This window comes from Algibacter amylolyticus (assembly GCF_014202225.1).
GTDB classification, from domain to species: Bacteria; Bacteroidota; Bacteroidia; order Flavobacteriales; family Flavobacteriaceae; genus Algibacter_B; species Algibacter_B amylolyticus.
Genome location: NZ_JACHGE010000002.1, coordinates 314,293 through 332,311, shown reverse-complemented (window position 1 = coordinate 332,311; position 18,019 = coordinate 314,293). Strand labels below are relative to the sequence as shown.

Annotated in this window: 17 protein-coding genes; 14 read left to right on the top strand and 3 right to left on the bottom strand. The window is 32.9% G+C overall.

Annotated elements, in window-relative coordinates; all coding sequences use genetic code 11:
- The first annotated feature begins 88 nt into the window (after positions 1 to 88).
- The 7 genes from HNQ90_RS06540 to arsB all read left to right on the top strand — a co-directional run bounded on the left by HNQ90_RS06540 (position 89) and on the right by arsB (position 4,951).
- Complete coding sequence (locus HNQ90_RS06540; RefSeq protein ID WP_144117072.1) at positions 89 to 868, top strand: carbonic anhydrase; 780 nt, start codon at positions 89 to 91, stop codon at positions 866 to 868.
- Positions 869 to 880: 12 nt separating this feature from the next.
- Positions 881 to 1,528 (top strand): HAD family hydrolase, encoded by a 648-nt coding sequence (locus tag HNQ90_RS06535; RefSeq protein ID WP_144117071.1) that lies wholly within the window; start codon positions 881 to 883, stop codon positions 1,526 to 1,528.
- Between the two features lie 125 nt (positions 1,529 to 1,653).
- Positions 1,654 to 2,307 carry a hypothetical protein gene (locus HNQ90_RS06530; RefSeq protein ID WP_144117070.1) on the top strand — a complete coding sequence of 218 codons (654 nt, stop codon included), beginning with the start codon at positions 1,654 to 1,656 and terminating at the stop codon, positions 2,305 to 2,307.
- A gap of 84 nt (positions 2,308 to 2,391) precedes the next feature.
- The gene (locus HNQ90_RS06525; protein ID WP_144117069.1) at positions 2,392 to 2,721 is read left to right on the top strand and encodes an ArsR/SmtB family transcription factor; all 330 of its coding nucleotides are present in this window, start codon (positions 2,392 to 2,394) and stop codon (positions 2,719 to 2,721) included.
- Between the two features lie 48 nt (positions 2,722 to 2,769).
- Positions 2,770 to 3,237, top strand: a complete 468-nt coding sequence (locus tag HNQ90_RS06520) for a DUF6428 family protein (protein ID WP_144117068.1) — start codon at positions 2,770 to 2,772, stop codon at positions 3,235 to 3,237.
- Between the two features lie 30 nt (positions 3,238 to 3,267).
- Positions 3,268 to 3,900 (top strand): arsenate-mycothiol transferase ArsC, encoded by a 633-nt coding sequence (locus HNQ90_RS06515; protein WP_144117067.1) that lies wholly within the window; start codon positions 3,268 to 3,270, stop codon positions 3,898 to 3,900.
- A gap of 4 nt (positions 3,901 to 3,904) precedes the next feature.
- Complete coding sequence (arsB, locus tag HNQ90_RS06510) at positions 3,905 to 4,951, top strand: ACR3 family arsenite efflux transporter (RefSeq protein WP_144117066.1); 1,047 nt, start codon at positions 3,905 to 3,907, stop codon at positions 4,949 to 4,951.
- 98 nt (positions 4,952 to 5,049) lie between these two features.
- Here arsB and HNQ90_RS06505 read toward each other — a convergent pair whose 3' ends face one another.
- The 3 genes from HNQ90_RS06505 to HNQ90_RS06495 form a co-directional block, all read right to left on the bottom strand.
- The gene (locus HNQ90_RS06505) at positions 5,050 to 5,997 is read right to left on the bottom strand and encodes a phosphoribosylaminoimidazolesuccinocarboxamide synthase (RefSeq protein WP_144117065.1); all 948 of its coding nucleotides are present in this window, start codon (positions 5,995 to 5,997) and stop codon (positions 5,050 to 5,052) included.
- Between the two features lie 125 nt (positions 5,998 to 6,122).
- The gene (locus tag HNQ90_RS06500) at positions 6,123 to 6,635 is read right to left on the bottom strand and encodes a hypothetical protein (RefSeq protein ID WP_144117064.1); all 513 of its coding nucleotides are present in this window, start codon (positions 6,633 to 6,635) and stop codon (positions 6,123 to 6,125) included.
- A 372-nt stretch (positions 6,636 to 7,007) separates the two neighbouring features.
- Complete coding sequence (locus tag HNQ90_RS06495) at positions 7,008 to 7,961, bottom strand: PhoH family protein (RefSeq protein ID WP_144117063.1); 954 nt, start codon at positions 7,959 to 7,961, stop codon at positions 7,008 to 7,010.
- Between the two features lie 254 nt (positions 7,962 to 8,215).
- Between HNQ90_RS06495 and HNQ90_RS06490 the strand changes: the two genes are divergently transcribed.
- The 7 genes from HNQ90_RS06490 (at position 8,216) to HNQ90_RS06460 (ending at position 18,009) form a co-directional block, all read left to right on the top strand.
- Positions 8,216 to 9,106 carry an SAM hydrolase/SAM-dependent halogenase family protein gene (locus tag HNQ90_RS06490; protein WP_144117062.1) on the top strand — a complete coding sequence of 297 codons (891 nt, stop codon included), beginning with the start codon at positions 8,216 to 8,218 and terminating at the stop codon, positions 9,104 to 9,106.
- A 15-nt stretch (positions 9,107 to 9,121) separates the two neighbouring features.
- Positions 9,122 to 9,418, top strand: a complete 297-nt coding sequence (locus HNQ90_RS06485; protein WP_144117061.1) for a putative quinol monooxygenase — start codon at positions 9,122 to 9,124, stop codon at positions 9,416 to 9,418.
- A 154-nt stretch (positions 9,419 to 9,572) separates the two neighbouring features.
- Positions 9,573 to 10,289: a gliding motility-associated ABC transporter permease subunit GldF gene (gene gldF, locus HNQ90_RS06480; RefSeq protein ID WP_144117060.1), complete on the top strand. Its 717-nt coding sequence runs from the start codon at positions 9,573 to 9,575 to the stop codon at positions 10,287 to 10,289.
- Entirely contained in the window at positions 10,290 to 10,775 is a 486-nt protein-coding gene (locus tag HNQ90_RS06475; protein WP_144117059.1) for a hypothetical protein, read from the top strand.
- Entirely contained in the window at positions 10,768 to 12,435 is a 1,668-nt protein-coding gene (gene gldG, locus HNQ90_RS06470) for a gliding motility-associated ABC transporter substrate-binding protein GldG (protein WP_172625898.1), read from the top strand. The genes HNQ90_RS06475 and gldG overlap by 8 nt, the downstream gene beginning before the upstream one ends.
- Before the next feature lie 172 nt (positions 12,436 to 12,607).
- Positions 12,608 to 13,726, top strand: coding sequence for a DNA polymerase III subunit beta (dnaN, locus tag HNQ90_RS06465; RefSeq protein WP_144117058.1), 1,119 nt, complete (start codon positions 12,608 to 12,610; stop codon positions 13,724 to 13,726).
- A gap of 392 nt (positions 13,727 to 14,118) precedes the next feature.
- Positions 14,119 to 18,009: an Eco57I restriction-modification methylase domain-containing protein gene (locus HNQ90_RS06460; protein ID WP_144117057.1), complete on the top strand. Its 3,891-nt coding sequence runs from the start codon at positions 14,119 to 14,121 to the stop codon at positions 18,007 to 18,009.
- Positions 18,010 to 18,019: the final 10 nt, after the last annotated feature.

The following is an 18,019-nucleotide window of genomic DNA, read 5'->3' as shown; positions in this document are numbered from 1 at the left end:
TAAAAAGATTAAAACATGATAAAAGTAAGGTTTTAAAATACCTGAATTAATTAATTTTGATCAATAAAAATCAACCTAATTTAAAGTTATGAAAATCAAATTTAGTCTGTTTTTTTATATAGTCCTAATAACTATACTATCATGTAAAGACTCAAAAAAAACAGATCATAGTGCAGCAAACGAACATCATTGGAGTTATGCTGGAGAAACCTCTCCTGAACATTGGATAGAAATTGAAAAAAATTCCGATTGCGACGGACCATCGCAGTCCCCAATAAACATTATACATAGAGATGTTGATTCTATAAAAAAGAATCATGAGCTAAAAATTCAATATACACCTAGCACTTTAATAAGTGAAGTTAAAAACAATGGGCACTCCATCCAATTTGATTTTGAACCTGGCGACTCTATAAATTATAAAAATGAGACCTTCTTTTTAAAACAAATCCATTTTCATGAACCGTCAGAACATAAAATAAACGGTATTATATACCCTATTGAAATGCACCTGGTACATGTTAGTAAAGCTGGAGAAATTACTGTGTTAGGTATTTTAGGCGAAGAAGGAAATGAAAGCCAATTATTTGAATTCTTTGAAAGTTTTTTACCCATAAAAGAAGGTGCTTTTAAAGATATTCACCAGGAAATTGATTTATCAAATTTATTTTTAGAGGATAAAAAGTACTACACATATAACGGTTCTTTAACGACACCTCCGTGCACAGAAAGTGTTAATTGGATTGTTTTTAAAGACCCTATTATATTGTCTGTTGAAGAAGTCTTAAAACTTAAAAGTAACATGCCAATTAACAATTACCGAAACGAACAACCATTAAATGGGCGTGTTGTTAAGTTTAATTATTAAACAAGAAAAAACATGAGCTATAAGGCAGTTATTTTCGATTTAGACGGCACACTAGTAAATTCCATTGAAGACATTGCAGATGCTATGAATTCAGTTCTAAAAAGCGCTAACTATCCAACCCATAGTTATCAAGATTATAATAATTTTGTAGGCAGCGGTATAAAAAGTCTCGTTACTAGGGCATTACCTAATACCAGTTGTAATGCGCAACAAACAGAAATAGGTTTTACTGCCATGATGGATATATACACTAATAATTGCATCAACAAAACAAAACCTTATGATGGTATTACAGCATTACTTGAGGCCCTAAAGGCTCGTAAATTAAAGCTTTCTATTTTATCAAATAAAGAGGATACACTCACCAAAAAAGTAGCTTTAGCGTTATTACCGAGCTATTTTGAGTCTGTTGATGGATTAACTACCGAGGCTCATAAAAAGCCAAACCCAATTAAAGCTCTTGAAATAAGTAAAAACTTAGGCATAAAACCAGAGGATATTATTTTTGTTGGCGATTCTGATGTTGATATACAAACCGCAAACAATGCCAATATGTATGCCGTTGGGGTATCTTGGGGCTTTAGAAAAAAAGAAGAATTGATTGCTAATGGTGCTAAATTAATAATAGACCATCCTTTAGAATTAATTGAAGTTTTATAACTCAAAGGTTAAATAGACCACCAATTACCCCAACTCATCCTTTTAAAAACACATTTGAGCTTTTTAAACTTCCAAAACTAAAACCATTATCTTTAATTTGAAGTGCTAACCGTAATCAAATTATAATGGAAGAAACAATAAAACTATTAATTTATATTCATGCCTTCTTTGGGGGATTAGGATTAATAACAGGAATAGGAAGTATTATTGTAAAAAAGGGAGGAAAACTACATAAAACTATGGGGAAACTTTTCTCTATTGGCATGCTAACAAGTTCACTTATTTCCATTCCTATATCTTGGATGCCCAACCATGAAAATATATTGTTATTCTTAATTGGCGTATTTACTATTTATCTTGTTTTATCGGGACAACGGGCTTTAACATTTAAAACTAAAACCAATGCCAATTGGGTTGATCACACTATTTCTGGTGTTATGCTCCTGCTCTCAATTATCATGATTGTTTTTGGCGTTTACGCACTTATAAACAACAATTATAATGGTATTATTCTACTTGTTTTTGGTTGTTTTGGACTGTTGTTTTCAGTAAAAGATTTTATATTTTACAAAAAAGCTAAAAAGCCTAAAACTTCATGGCTAATTTTACACCTAGGAAAAATGAATGGTGCATTAATAGCCTCAATTACTGCCTTTTTTGTTGCTGGAATGGGTTTTAAAAATTTAGTAGCTTGGATACTACCTTCCGTTTTAGGCACCATTTATATTTTGTATTGGAAGCATAAGGTAAAACCAAAGAAGATTAACAAAACAACCTAGCTTCTTTTTCTGTAAAATTTGTCTAATAAATTTTGAAAACAAAATACTTAATCGTAATATTGCAATGAATAAATAATTAAACACATGGGATTAGCTAAAACAGAAATGTTTACCGACGAGCAAAACAAAATTGCTCTATTTGCAAAAGTCTTTGGGCATCCTGCTAGAGTGTCTATATTACAACATTTATTTAAAATAAATGCTTGCGTTTGTGGCGATTTGGTAAACGAAATAGGTTTAGCACAACCTACAATATCGCAACATTTAAAAGAACTTAAACATTTAGGCTTAATAAAAGGAAGTGTTGAAGGCACTAGCGTTTGCTACTGTATTGATACCGATAATTGGGCTAAAATGAAAAGGGTAATGCTTCAGTTTTTAGATCAAGATGTATCTAAAACAGAATGTTGCTAAAAAAATTTTCAAACATTAATCGTATAATTGCAATAAACAAATACAGTTATGAAACTATCAGAAGTAAAATCAGTATTAGGAGGCTTGGAAACTATAGGTTTTCAATTACCAAACGGCGAATTAGTACCAAACCACTTTCATGTAACCGAAGTTGGTAAAATAACAAAACACTTTATAGATTGTGGTGGTACCGAAAGAAAGGAAGACGTTGTAAACTTTCAACTATGGAATGCTAATGACTATGACCATAGATTACATCCAGAAAAACTTTTAAATATTATTGAGCTTTCTGAAAAAGTATTAGGTATTGAAGATTTAGATATTGAAGTTGAATATCAAGCCGAAACCATCGGGAAATTTGGATTAGAATTTAATGGAAAAAACTTCCTGTTAACCTCTAAACAAACAGATTGCTTAGCCAAGGATAAATGTGGAATTCCAGCTGAAAAACCAAAATTAAAATTTTCAGATTTAAACGATGAACCATGTTGCACGCCAGATGGAAACTGCTGCTAAATCAAAATTTAAACTATAACGTTATACCAAATGACAACGACACAATCCACCTTATTTACAGAAATAGATAATTTAATAAAAGGTTTAAAACCAGAAACTATTTCGGCAGAGCGTAAAACAGTTTTACAACCACTAATTGATTTTATCCAGTTAAAAGTAAGTAATAAAGAAGCAATTAGAATCAATTTTATTTGCACACACAACTCGCGTCGAAGTCATTTATCGCAAATTTGGGCACAAACCATGGCGCACTATTTTAATATCAAAAATGTGTTTTGTTATTCGGGAGGAACAGAAGCTACAGCACTTTTCCCAATGGCAGCTAAAACCTTAGAAAACTCGGGGTTTACAATTAAAACGCTTTCTGAAGGTAAAAACCCAGTGTACAGCATTAAATATGCAGATAATGCACACCCCATAATTGGATTTTCTAAAACATTAGATGATGATTTTAACCCTAAATCTGAATTTGCAGCCATTATGACCTGTTCTCAAGCAGATGGCGGGTGCCCTTTTATAGCTGGTGCAGAAAAAAGAATCCCTATTACTTTTGAAGATCCTAAAGCTTTTGACAACACACCCCAACAAGCAGAAAAATACAACGAGCGCAGTTTGCAAATTGCAACTGAATTGTTTTATGTTTTTTCGCAAGTAAATTTATAAAAACATGGCTCAAAAAAAATTAAGTTTTCTTGATAGAAACCTAACGTTGTGGATTTTTGTGGCTATGGCCATAGGTGTTGGTATTGGGTATTTTGTCCCTACATTTCCAGACCTTATAAATTCCTTTAGTAGCGGTACTACAAATATTCCCATTGCTATTGGGCTAATTTTAATGATGTATCCGCCACTTGCAAAAGTGGATTATTCACTATTACCCAAAGTATTTAAAAACACCAAAATACTATCCATTTCACTTATACTGAACTGGGTTATTGGTCCGGTACTTATGTTTTTCCTTGCCATAACATTTTTACAGGATTACCCAGAGTACATGGTGGGTCTTATTTTAATAGGATTAGCACGTTGTATTGCAATGGTTTTAGTGTGGAATGATCTTGCTGAAGGCAGCAGTGAATACGGCGCTGGTTTAGTGGCCTTAAACAGTATTTTTCAAGTATTTGCATATAGCTTTTATGCTTGGATTTTTATTACTGTACTTCCGCCCTATTTTGGTTTTGAAGGTGCTATAGTTGATATTTCGATAGTAACTATTGCTGAAAGTGTTGCTATTTATTTAGGAATCCCATTCGTGATGGGCATTTTAAGCCGATTAATTTTGGTAAAACTTAAAGGCGAACATTGGTATACAAACACTTTTATTCCTACTATTTCGCCATTAACCTTAATAGCCTTGTTATTTACTATTGTGGTAATGTTTTCGTTAAAAGGCGAATTAATTGTTGAAATCCCAATGGATGTTTTAATAATTGCTGTGCCTCTACTTATATATTTTAGTTTAATGTTTATTATAGGCTTTTTCTTTACTAAAGCTATGGGAGCAGATTATACTAAAACGGCTGCCGTTGCTTTTACAGCAGCTGGAAATAATTTTGAATTAGCTATTGCAGTTGCTATTGCTGTTTTTGGTTTAAATTCTGGACAAGCTTTTGCAGGTGTTATTGGTCCATTAGTAGAAGTACCCGCCCTTATTTTATTAGTTAGGGTGTCCTTTTGGTTTCGTAAAAAGTATTTTAAAAAAGAATACGCATAAACTAAGGATAAGAATAAGTTTATATCACTATTATTTTCATATAAAAAAACGACCTTGTAACTAAACAAGGTCGTTTTTTGTATGATTTAAATATATATTTATTTAGCTAAATACCCTAAAACATTAGCTTCTATTCTATCTTGGATATTAGAAACATCTGCTTTTACAAAGGTTTCGCCTGTAATATTTTCGTAAAGTTCGATATAGCGATCTGAAACACTTTGAATGTACTCATCGCTCATAAAAGGTACAGTTTGCCCTTCTAAGCCTTGAAAGTTATTAGCAATTAACCATTGGCGTACAAACTCTTTTGATAGTTGCTTTTGAGCTTCTCCTTTATCTTGACGCTCTTGATACCCATCGGCATAAAAATAGCGTGAAGAGTCTGGTGTATGAATCTCGTCGATTAACACAATTTGTCCATCTTTAGTTTTTCCAAATTCGTACTTGGTATCTACTAAAATTAATCCTCTTGAAGCTGCAATTTCTGTTCCACGCTTAAATAATTTACGTGTATAATCTTCAAGTACAAGATAATCTGCTTCTGAGACTATACCTTTTGCTATAATATCTTCTCGTGAAATATCTTCGTCATGATCGCCCATTTCTGCTTTTGTAGCAGGTGTTATAATAGGCTCTGGAAATGCATCGTTTTCCTTCATCCCTTCTGGCATAGGAACACCACAAAGCATACGTTTACCCGCTTTATACTCGCGTGCTGCATGCCCAGACATGTACCCACGTATTACCATTTCTACTTTAAAAGGCTCGCATAAATGACCAACAGCCACATTAGGGTCTGGTGTTGCGGTTAACCAATTTGGAACTAAATCCTGGGTAGCTGCCATCATTTTGGTTGCTATTTGGTTAAGTATTTGCCCTTTGTAAGGTATTCCTTTTGGCATAACAACATCGAAGGCCGAAAGTCTATCGGTGGCTACCATGACTAGTTCTTCGTCATTTATGTTATATACGGCTCTTACTTTTCCTTTGTAAAGGCTTTTTTGACCTGGAAATTTGAAATTGGTATCTATTATGGTATTCATAAAAAAATAGTGTGCTAGTTGTTTTGCAAATGTAATTTGTTTAACAATGCTAAACAACTGAAAATAAAAAAGGGAGAAATAAATATTTCTCCCTTTTAATGCTTTATAATGTATTAAATTCTTATTTATTTAAACCTAATGTTATAGGTAAGGCCTATACCTACGTTTTGCACATCAATATCGTTTTCTGCAAACGTGTTTTGGTAAAAAGCGTAAATATTCCAATCTCGGTTATGGTAACCAATGTGTGGGTTTACGTATAATCCGCCATCATTATCAGCGCTATTAGTTAAAAAACCATATCCTAAATCCGAGCCTAAAAACAGCCCATTAGGTGTAAAATAATAGCGAACAAATCCTGCTGCTGGAATAACTCCAAAATCTTCAACTTCATCTTTACCAAAATAATGGTTATATCCAGAAGCTAAACCAATTCCTAAATTAGGGTTAACTAAATACTGTCCTCTTAAATCTAGACCAAGGTTAAATGAGGATGCATCACCTGCATCTCCAACAGGAACTCCTGCCGTTATTCCTGCTTTTAACCAAGAGTTATCTGATGTAATATCGATATCTTCATCTTGTGCATAGGTTGAACCAAAAACTAATAATCCTGCAATTAAAAATAACTTTTTCATATTATATTTTTTTAAGTTTATGACACAAATAAAGAAAAAGGGAAGACGTAAGACTTATAATGTTTTCATAAAAGATTCCTAAAGTTTTACAAACGTTTTGTAAGATTTTACACCTAAAAACACGGTAAAAACCTAAGCACAAATCTTTTAAGCCGCTGTTAAAACTGTTAAATTTTATTAAATAGATAAGTAAGAAAAAACACCTATTTTAAGCATGTATAAAAAAAACACCCAAAACCATGCTAAAATACACTAGTGAATAATAGATAATGTTAATAACTAAAATGCCCTAGCCCCGATTGCAACGGCATCCTTTTTGCCATTAAAAGCAAAAAGATATAGTGGAAAGCGGGAAATAGCTTCTAAAAAAAATTAATCTCGGTTTTCGATTTCTTTATAGGCAGCAATTACTTTTTTAACGAGTTTATGACGAATAACGTCTTTGTCGTCTAGGAAAATCATGCCTACACCTTCTACATTTTTTAAAATTAATAAGGCTTCTTTTAGACCAGAAATGGTACGACGCGGTAAATCGATTTGACCCGGATCGCCGGTTAACAGGAATTTAGCGTGCTTACCCATACGTGTTAAAAACATTTTCATTTGGGCATGTGTGGTGTTTTGTCCTTCGTCTAGAATCACAAAAGCATTGTCCAGAGTTCGACCACGCATAAAGGCTAATGGCGCTATTTGTATGGTACCATTCTCGATATAATGTGCTAATTTTTCGGGCGCAATCATGTCGCGTAAAGCGTCGTAAAGGGGTTGCATGTAAGGATCTAGCTTTTCTTTTAAATCGCCTGGTAAAAACCCAAGGTTTTCGCCTGCCTCGACTGCCGGACGTGTTAATATAATACGCTTAACTTCCTTATTTTTAAGCGCTTGTACCGCCAATGCCACACCTGTATAGGTTTTACCTGTTCCTGCTGGACCAATGGCAAAAACCATATCGTTTTTGCGCATAAGCTCGACCATTTTACGTTGGTTGGCCGTTTGCGCTTTTATAATTTTACCGCCTACGCCATGTACAATGGTTTCTCCACTTTGGTTAGAGGTTGTATAATCGTCGCTACTTTGGCTTGTTAAAACACGCTCTATGGTGTTTTCGTCTAACTTATTATATTTACCAAAATGCTTAAGAAGCATTGAGATTCGCCTATCGAACTCATCTAACAACTCTTCATCTCCAAAGGCCTTTATTTTGTTTCCGCGGGCTACAATTTTTAATTTAGGAAAGTACTTTTTAAGTAGTACTATATTTGCGTTTTGTGCTCCAAAAAACTCTTTTGGAGATATTTCTTCGAGTTCAATAATAATTTCGTTCAAAAGCGTTTGTTTATTATAAGTTGAGTAAAAACATTTTTTTAAGTGTTTACTTAGATGAAATGATTTATTAGATTTATTAGATTTATTAAGTATTTCTTATTTTCCTGAAATATGACTTTATGAACCTACAATTTTAATTTAAAAAACAAAAACTAAAACGAAAATTTATGTAGGTTTGTATCACATACAAGTATAACTCAAAAATACATAATTTTGAGTAAGGATACATTAAAAACATATCAACAATTTTGCCCATGGCAATTATAACATTAACAACTGATTTTGGTGAAAAAGATTACTTTAGTGGCGCTACAAAAGGCGCTATCTATAGTGAGCTGCCCGATGTTAGGATTGTTGATATCTCGCATTCTGTGTCGCCATTTAATATTCCTGAGGCGGCTTACATTATTCAAAATGCGTATAATAGTTTCCCAAAAGGCACCATACATATTATTGGTATTGATTCTGAAATTAACCCAGACAATAAGCATATAGCCTTAAAATTAGACGACCACTATTTTATTTGTGCCAATAATGGTATAATGAGTATGATTTGCTCTGAAATTGCACCCGAAAAAATAGTTGAAATTAACATACACGATAAAATACAAAGTAGTTTTCCTGTTTTAGATGTATTTGTAAAAGTTGCTTGCCATATTGCTCGTGGTGGTACCTTGGAGGTTATTGGCAAACCTATTACAGAAATTAAGCCTATTAAAAATATAACGCCTTATATAAATGAAGACAAGACCCAAATTATTGGTAGTGTTATTTATATAGATAATTATGGCAACGTGGTAACAAATATTAAACGAAGTTTTTTTGAAACCATACAAAAAGGACGCGAATTTGAAATTTCGGCACGCCATTACACGTTTAAAAAAATACATAAAAAATACAGTGATATTGTAAATTTTGAAATTGCAGAGAACAAAAGAAATGATGAAGGACGCAAACTTGTTGTTTTTAACTCCGGCGATTTTTTAGAAATTGCAGTTTATAAAAGTAATAGTGCTACCGTTGGTAGTGCCTCTACCCTTTTAGGTTTGGGTGTTATGGATGCTGTAAGTATTAGGTTTGAACCTAAACCCGTTATTCCTAAAGGCTCAGAAATTCCGGTTAATATTAAAGCGGCCGATTATTAAATTAAAACTAAAGTTATGTTGGTTAGAATAGTGAAAATGGGATTTTACAAACAAAATGTAGAGGTTTTTCTTGAAAATTTCGAGGCTACTAAAACCAATATAAGAGAGTTTAAAGGCTGTACCAATTTAGAATTATATAGAGATAAAAAGGACCCAAGCATATTTTTTACATACAGCTATTGGGAATCTGAAGCTGCTTTGGAAAATTATAGAAAATCTGAGTTATTCAACTCCATTTGGAGCAAGATAAAACCTCTATTTAGCATCAGACCAGAAGCTTGGAGTGTGGATAAAATGGAAAGTTTGAAATAGTTAATAGTTAATAGTTAATAGTTAATAGTTAATAGTTAATAGTTAATAGTTAATAGTTAAAAATTAAAAAACCCAATTACAAAAAACAAATAACCAACAACCAGTAACAAATAACCAGTAACCAGTAACCAGTAACCAGTAACCAAAACAACAAATGCTAGCTATACTTAAAAAAGAAATAAACTCGTTTTTTGCATCGCCAATAGGGTATTTAGTTATAGCCATTTTTCTTGTTTTAAATGGATTATTCCTTTGGCTATTTAAAGGAGAATTTAATGTTTTAGATTATGGTTTTGCCGATTTATCATCCTTCTTTTTATTGGCTCCTTGGATATTAATTTTCTTAATTCCAGCAGTAACCATGCGCAGTTTTTCCGATGAAAAAAAACAAGGTACTTTAGAGCTTTTACTCACTAAACCTATTTCGCATTTTAATATCGTTTTAGGTAAATATTTTGGAGCGCTTATTTTAATTTTAATAGCGCTTTTACCAACATTACTCTATGTTTACACGGTGTATCAATTAGGAAACCCTGTTGGTAATTTAGATTTAGGAAGCACCTTAGGCTCCTACTTTGGCTTACTATTTTTAGTGGCAGCTTATACAGCTATTGGCGTTTTTGCATCTACCTTATCAGACAATCAAATTGTGGCTTTTATAACTGCTGTATTTATCTGTTTTATATTTTATATTGGTTTTGAAGGCTTTGCCGAATTTACTTCTAGTAATTTTATAGAACAATTAGGCATGAGCTCGCATTATAAAAGTATGAGCCGTGGTGTTTTAGATACCCGAGATATTGTTTACTTTTTAAGTATTACGTTTTTATTTTTAGCCATTACAAAACTTAATATTAACAAAGCAAAGTAAATGATAGTAACGCCTCTTTTTGTAATTTTTATGGTGCTTGTGTTTATTGCTGTTTGGCTATTTGTAAACACCATAGACAAGCGTAAATATCTCACATTTATAGTTAGTTTAGTGTTAGCTCCCGTAGTTTACTTTTACTTGTTTTACCCAATGTTGAATATTTTTAGTAGCTACCACCATGAGAAACATTTTAATGCCGAAGCTTGGGAAGACCAACCAGAATTACGTTATGAAATGGCGACTCAAATTATAAATGATAGTCTTTTAATAGGAAAACAAAAAAGTGAAATTACTACGCTTTTAGGAAAACCAGAATGGTTAGGTTGGGATACCACATTAAAGGCAAATTCCGAAAATAAATGGAACTATAATTTAGGGTTTAAACCCGGGGCTTTTAATAACCAACAAGAATGTTTAGAGCTTAATTTTGTTAATAATACTGTAGAATCTATACGTCCGTATCAATTAGAAAAAAAGTTTGAATAAGAATTTAAAACACATATTAATACTTTGTATTGCTTTAATTGCGGTAAACGTTATTAGCAATATGTTTTATAAGCGTTTCGATTTAACCACCGATAAACGCTATACGCTTAGTGCATCGGCCTTAGATATTATTAAAGACGTTAACTCACCAATAGTAATTGATGTATTTTTAGAAGGCGAAGATTTTCCTTCGGAATTTAGACGTCTTCAAAACGAAACCAAACAACTATTAGAAGAGTTTACTGCTACCAATAAAAACATCGTGTTTAACTTTATAAATCCTTTAGAAGATGAAAGCACACGAGAGCGCAACATGCAACAACTAACACAACGTGGCTTAACACCTATGCAACTTAGTGTTCAGGAAAGCGGAAAATCGTCGCAAGCTGTTATTTTTCCATGGGCATTAGCAAGTTATAATGGGCAAACGGTAACCATCCCGTTGGTTAAAAATAAAATTGGAGCTACTCAGCAAGAATTAGTTACTAACTCGGTACAGCATTTAGAATACGCCTTTGCCGATGGCTTTAGCAAACTTACCAAACCTAAACGCCGAAAAATTGCTATTTTAAAAGGCAACCAGCAATTAGAAGATAAATACATTGCCGATTTTGTAAAAAAACTTGGCGCGTATTATTACATAGCACCTTTTACCTTAGATAGTGTAGCATCGAACCCGCAAAACACGTTAAAAGCTATTAATGCGTTCGATTTAATAATATCTGCAAAACCAACCGAAGCGTTTACCGAAGCGGAAAAACTTGTGTTAGACCAATACACCATGAATGGCGGCAAAAGTTTATGGCTAGTTGATGCTGTAGCCATGGAAAAAGATAGCCTTTACAATGCAACAGGTACTAATTATGCTATTTCTAGAGATTTAAATTTAACCGATTTCTTTTTTAAATATGGCGTTCGTATTAACCCGTATATGGTTAGCACGTTATACTCTGCGCCTATTACATTGGCTATGGGCCAAGGCAGCCAATCGCAATTTCAGCATCTTAAATGGCCTTATTCGCCATTGGCAGGCTCAAGTAGTAATCATCCTATTGTAAATAATTTAAATTTAGTCCGTTTTGATTTTGCAAACCAAATAGACACCTTAAAAAATAGCATTAAAAAGACCATACTTTTAGAAACGGCACCATTAACCAAACTAGAAGGCACGCCAAGAGAAGTGAGTTTAGAGTTGGTAACTAAAGAGCAAGACCCCAAGGCATTCAACAAAGGGAACCAAACCCTTGCTGTGTTGTTGGAAGGGGAATTTAACTCGGTTTACAGCAACCGCGTAAAGCCTTTTAAGCTTACCCAAGACAAGACTATAAGTCAACCTACAAAAATGATAGTTATTGCCGATGGCGATGTTATTAAAAATGATATGGCGCAAAATAAACCGCTAGAATTAGGTTTCGATAGATGGACCGGACAAACCTATGGCAACAAAGAATTTTTACTAAATGCGGTTAATTATTTATTGGACGATAACGGACTTATAAACATTCGTACTAAAGAAATCGCCATTGCCTTTTTAAATCAGCAAAAAATAACGGATCAAAAAACCAAGTGGCAACTTATAAACATCTTGCTACCATTACTTTTACTAGGCGTGTTTGGTTTTGTCTTTAACTACCTAAGAAAGAAAAGATACGCTTCTTAAATGTTAATAAGTTTGTTTCCAAATATAGACTGTTTGGAATATATTTGTAAGTAGTATAATTACAATAAAAACTAAGCTTTTAAATGAAGCATTTATAAGGGTTTTAGCGTTTTAGTTTCAACCTTTCAAATAAATGCAACATGCGATCTTTTAAAAAAATATATTCCAACACATGAAATTTATAGTATCAAGTACTTATTTATTAAAACAATTACAAGTTTTAGGTGGCGTTATTAATAGCTCGAATACCTTACCTATTTTAGATAATTTTTTATTTGAATTAGATAGTAACCAATTAACTGTTTCGGCAAGCGATTTAGAAACCACTATGGCTTCTACTTTAGAGGTTGAAAGCGACAGTAAAGGCAGTGTGGCTATTCCTGCGCGTTTATTATTAGATACTTTAAAAACGTTTCCAGAGCAACCCTTAACTTTTGTTGTAGAAGATAATAACACTGTTGAAATTAGCTCTAACCACGGTAAATATGCTTTAGCTTATGCCGATGGAAACGAATTTCCAAAAGCCGTAGCGCTAGAAGACCCAAGTAAAACCGTAATAACGGGCGATGTTTTGGCAACCGCCATTAGCAAAACTATTTTTGCTGCTGGAAACGACGATTTACGCCCGGTAATGAGTGGTGTATTTTTTCAGTTTTCAACCGAGGGTTTAACCTTTGTAGCTACCGATGCGCATAAATTAGTAAAATACACACGTGGCGATATTAAAGCCAACCAAGTAGCAGAATTCATTATGCCTAAAAAACCTTTAAATCTTTTAAAAGGAATTTTAGCGGCTAGCGAGGATGATGTAACTATAGAATACAACGAGAGTAATGCCAAATTCACTTTTGAAAACTCCGAGTTAATTTGTCGTCTAATTGATGGAAAGTATCCAAATTACGAAGCGGTAATCCCAAAAGAAAATCCAAATAAGTTAGTAATAGACAGAAACCAATTTTTAAACTCTGTGCGTCGTGTTAGTATATTCTCTAACAAAACCACACACCAAATACGTTTAAAAATTGCTGGAGCAGAATTAAATATATCTGCCGAAGATATTGATTACAGCAACAAAGCAGAAGAGCGTTTAACTTGCGATTACCAAGGCGACGATATGCAAATTGGTTTTAACTCGCGTTTTTTAACCGAGATGTTAAACAACCTAAATGCAGATAATGTACAACTAGAAATGAGTATGCCAAATCGCGCAGGTATTTTAACACCTGTCGATGGATTGGATGAAGGTGAACACATTACCATGCTAGTTATGCCAGTTATGCTAAATAGCTAAATGCTAGCAAACGCAGGAATCTCATAATACAAAGCAGCAATCTTAATTAGGTTGCTGCTTTTTTTGTCGCGCAAAATCGCCACTGCAAACTGAATAATTTGGGCGTTACCTAAAGGTCGGGCTTTCCACTATATCTTTTTTAAGTGGCATAGCAAGAACAAAGGACGTGGTTATCAGTTAAATGCATGTTTAAAGTAAAAATTAGTCTATATAACTCTTAAAAAAGGATGCCGTTTCAATCCCTAACGCGGGCAAATCCGCTAAAGTCAGTCACAAAACTATGTAGTAGTTATTCTAACTTGGCAAGTTTTATAAATTAACTTTTAAATATTACTAATTCCTACAAAAAGATTTCTATTTTTATAAGTTCATAAATAACGTCAACTACCTTTATGCCATTATATCAGTCATCTGTATTAAAACAGCACATCACTTTACAAGACAAAGACCTAGTCGATAAAGCTTATAAAAAATACACTAAGTATTTCCTTAATCCAACCATTCAAGACAATATACGTAGCTCTAAAGAAGAAGAGTATCAAGGCATATTTTTAACCGAGTTATTTGTAAACATTTTAGACTACACCTTAAAACCCAATGCTAATTTTAATTTAGTAGCCGAATATAAAAACCAAAACAACGCACGTAAAGCAGATGGTGCCATCTTAAATAACGATGTTGCCATTGCAGTAATAGAACTAAAAGGCACCAACACCAAAGATTTAGAGAGCATACGCAAACAAGCATTCGATTATAAAGCCAATCAAAAAGGCTGTGTTTATGTAGTAACCTCAAATTTCGAAAAACTAAGATTCTATATAAACGATGCCACAGAGTTTGAAGAATTTAATCTATTCGAACTCTCGCCAGAACGCTTTGCATTATTATACTTATGCTTACAAAAGGATAACATTATTAATAATGTACCCTTAAAAATAAAAGAAGCCTCGGTAGTTGAAGAAGAACAGATAACAAAACAATTTTATAAAGACTACTCACTTTTTAAGCGCGAGTTATATCGCGATTTAGTAAAACGCAATGCTAAAAACTTAAAAAACCAAGCATCATTACGAGCAGAAACAATGCAATCTCTTGACGAATTATCTGAAGAAGAAAAAGCAGAACAGCTAAAGCTCGAAAAAAACGTTAAGCTCACCTTATTTAAAAAATCGCAAAAACTAATAGACCGTTACCTATTTATTTTCTTCGCCGAAGATAGAGGTTTGCTTCCTCCAAACAGCACCCAACAAATATTAGACAAATGGCATGACGATGTCGATTTTGGCGACGACAGACCACTCTACACACTCTTTAAACAATATTTTAACTTCCTAGACCAAGGACGTGCAGGCACCGCTAAACGTGCCGAAATATATGCATACAACGGTGGTTTATTTAAAGAAGACAAAACACTAGATAGTTTGGAAATTGATAGCCAACTACTATTTACCCACACCAGTAAATTAGCCGCCTACGATTTTGAAAGTCAAGTAGATGTTAACATTTTAGGGCATATTTTTGAAAACTCACTAAATGAAATTGAAAGTGTAAATGCCGAAATTGAAGGTGCCGATTTCGATAAGCAAAAATCCAAACGTAAAAAAGACGGTGTATTCTACACACCAAAATACATTACCAAATACATAGTAGAAAACACTATTGGTAAACTATGCGACGAAAAGAAAACCCAACTCGGTTTTAAAGAAGAAGAGTATTTTAAAGGCCGAAAAATTAAGGGTAAAAACAGACCCGAAGCCACCATTAAAAAATTAGTTAATATTCTAGACGATTACAGAAATTGGCTATTACAACTCACCATTTGCGACCCTGCTTGTGGCTCTGGTGCATTTCTTAATCAAGCTTTAGATTTTTTAATAAAAGAGCACACCTATATAGACGAGCTTAAAACCAAGGTATTAGGTGGCGGTTTTCAGTTTCCAGATATAGAAAACACCATTTTAGAGAATAATATTTACGGCGTCGATTTAAACGAGGAGTCTGTAGAAATCGCAAAACTATCCCTTTGGTTACGTACGGCACAACCACGCCGAAAATTAAACGATTTAAGCAGCAATATTAAATGCGGAAACTCTTTAATAGATAGTAAAGCTATTGCAGGCGATAAAGCCTTTAACTGGCAAGAGCAATTTCCTAAAGTATTTAAAAAAACAGATAAAAAAATATACCACATAACAACAGCCATTCATGATAGTAGAACCTCTAAAAGAATGGAAAAATATAAAGTACGCGAGCGCAGAGATATGGGTACAAACCCGTACCCAAATGTTATTTACTTTACACCAGAAGACGATTTTTTAATAAGTAAAACCATTGCCAGCATTGTAAAAGAAGACGATTTAAAGGTACTAGCCTATAATATTTGTGCAGACCATATTCATTTATTACTGGCATGCGACCTAGAGGAAATACCAGCAATAATGCAAAAAATAAAAGGGCGCACGTCCTTTGAGTGCAACAAGTTTTACAAGGAGAATTACAAGGGGAATTACAAGGGGAATTACAAGGGGAATTACAAGGAGCAATACAAGGGGCTTAAGCCCCTTGCGCAAGATAAAGAGACAAAAAACAAACCCTTATGGCAACAAAAATACAGTGCACCAAAAGAAGTTACAACAACCCAGCAATTATACAACACCATAAAATACATACAAACCAACAGAGCTAAACACGAGTTACCAGAACACAACAGCGATGTACAAAACATAATAGATACTTTAACCTGTACTGAAGAAGAAGCCTTTAAAACCGAACACAAAGGTGGTTTTGATGTGGTTATTGGAAATCCGCCGTATGTAAGGCAAGAATTATTTAAAGAGATAAAACCATATTTAGAAAAAAATTATAAATGCTATAATAGTGTAGCAGATTTATACACCTATTTTATTGAAAAAGGAATCAAATTAATGAACGAAAAAGGATTGTTTTCTTTTATTCTACCTAATAAATTTCTAAAAGCAACTTATGGTAAAAACATAAGAAAAGTAATGAAAGAAGACGCAAACTTAGAATTGCTATTAGATTTTGACGATTATCCTGTTTTTGCTGATGCCACAACCTATCCAATTATTTATGTTTTAAATAAAAACCCAAATTATAAAGCCAAAACTTTTTTGTATTCTGAAATTAATAAAAGAGATTGTACAAGTGATCCAATTAATTCTTTAGAGTTAAAAAAATATAAAGTAAATAAATCTTCTATTAATGATGATAATTGGATTTTTATTAATGAGAAAGTTAATGATGTATTAATAAAAATTACAAATAATTCTGTGAGCTTGAAAGAATTTGTAAATGATAAAATTTTTAGAGGTGTTTCAACTGGTTGTAATGAAGTGTTCATAATAAATCAAGAAGCAAAAGACAGATTGGGTGAATCAAAGAATATTATTAAAATTTTAATGGGTAAAGAAGTGAAAAGAAACACCGTCGATTTTCAAAATACTTACCTGTTATTTATTCCTTGGGATTATAATTTAGAATCGAATCAAAATATTAAAGAATATCTTTTAGAAAATAAATCAAGATTAGAAAAAAGACCAGAAGTTAAAGAAGGTCGTTTTAATTGGTGGTGTTTAAGCAGGTATGGAAGTAAAAATTCTCATCTATTAACAGAGCCTAAAATAATATATCCAAGAATTAATAATCAATCAAATTTCTTTATTGATTCTGAAGGAGAGTTTTCTCTATCTGATAATAACTTTTTTATTAGTTCAGGAAATACAGAATTATTAGGACTTTTAAATTCTAGTTTAATATTTTTCTTTTTAAAGAATATATCTTCAACATTACAAGGAGGTTACTATGATTTTAGAAGGCCATATATAGAGAAAATTCCAATTAAAATTTCAGAGATTGTTAAAAATGATGCATTGAGAATAGGAGCAGATAAAAATTTAAAACTTAATGATAATTTTCAATTAATAATAACAAAATTCCAAAACTACCTCACACAAAAATTCCAACTAGAAAAACTATCCAAAAAAATCCAAAACTGGCACGAGTTAGAGTTTGGCGAGTTTATAAAAGAGCTTAACAAAGCCATAAAAGCCAATAACAAACTACGCATTAAAGAAGGCTTAGAAGAAATTCCAACTTTAACCAAAAAAGATGAGTTTGAGTGGCTAGACCTCTTTGAAGACAACAAACAAAAAGCACAAGCCTTACAAACCCAAATTAACCAAACCGATAAAGAGATAGACCAAATGGTTTATGAGTTGTATGGCTTAACTGATGAGGAAATACAAATAGTAGAAAACAGTTAACTTAATTAAT